Below are 770 nucleotides of genomic sequence, written 5' to 3'. Positions count from 1 at the left end.
GGGGCGCGGGCGGACCCGGGACCGCTGGTGCTGGTCGCGCTGCCCGAGGCGGAGGCGACCGCGGTGGCCGCCGCGACGCTGGCCGGCGAGGTCACGGTCACCCTGCGCTGAGCCCCGCGCCGTCCCCGCGGTGCGGGCCGCCCTCGGTCTCCGAACGCGCTCCGGCCGGTCAGCCGCCGTGGTGCGGGGGACGGTTCTCGGTGAACCAGCGGTCGGGGTCCGCGGTGTCGCGCTCGTCGGCGGCGCCGTAGTCGGCCCGCTCGTCGGCGGTGGTCGAGGGGTCGTCGCCGAAGATCTCCTCGATCCGTCGGCGCATCCGGTCCGCGGGCTCGCTCATGGCCCCATGGTGCCGTGCGCGGGCGGCGCGGGTGGACACCGATCCCGCGTCACCGTGCCGTGCCGTACTCGCGCCGCCCCACGACGACGCGTCCGGGTGACACCATGGGGTCAGCCGTACGCATCCGCCCGGGCGACCGGGCGACGACAGGAGAGGTGGACCACTCATGGGGTTCCTGGACAAGGCACGCGAGGCGGCCGAGAACGCGATCGAGAAGGCGAAGCCGCACCTGGACAAGGCGATGGAGCAGGCCGGCCCGCACCTGGACAAGGCCAAGGAGAAGGCGGGCCCGCTCGTCGAGAAGGCCGCCGAGAAGGTCGACCAGGCCACCGGCGGCAAGTACTCCGAGCAGATCGGCGGGGTGAAGGGCAAGGTCGAGGGTGCACTCGGGCACACCGGCCCGGCCGCTCCGGGCGCCGGCACGCACGGCGAC

At 75.3% G+C, this 770-nt stretch carries 2 protein-coding genes; one reads left to right on the top strand and one right to left on the bottom strand.

Annotated elements, in window-relative coordinates; translation table 11 throughout:
• Window positions 1–169: 169 nt before the first annotated feature.
• Window positions 170–337, bottom strand: a complete 168-nt coding sequence (locus tag GTW08_RS31340; RefSeq protein WP_167379102.1) for a hypothetical protein — start codon at window positions 335–337, stop codon at window positions 170–172.
• 166 nt (window positions 338–503) lie between these two features.
• Between GTW08_RS31340 and GTW08_RS30800 the strand changes: the two genes are divergently transcribed.
• Window positions 504–770: antitoxin (locus GTW08_RS30800; protein ID WP_161152902.1), on the top strand; the 267-nt coding region annotated here is incomplete at its 3' end.

Source organism: Pseudonocardia sp. SID8383, assembly GCF_009864975.1.
In the GTDB taxonomy this organism is placed as follows: domain Bacteria; phylum Actinomycetota; class Actinomycetes; order Mycobacteriales; family Pseudonocardiaceae; genus Pseudonocardia; species Pseudonocardia alni.
The sequence above is the reverse complement of the archived record's forward strand: the minus strand, read 5'-3'. Positions and strand labels throughout refer to the sequence as shown.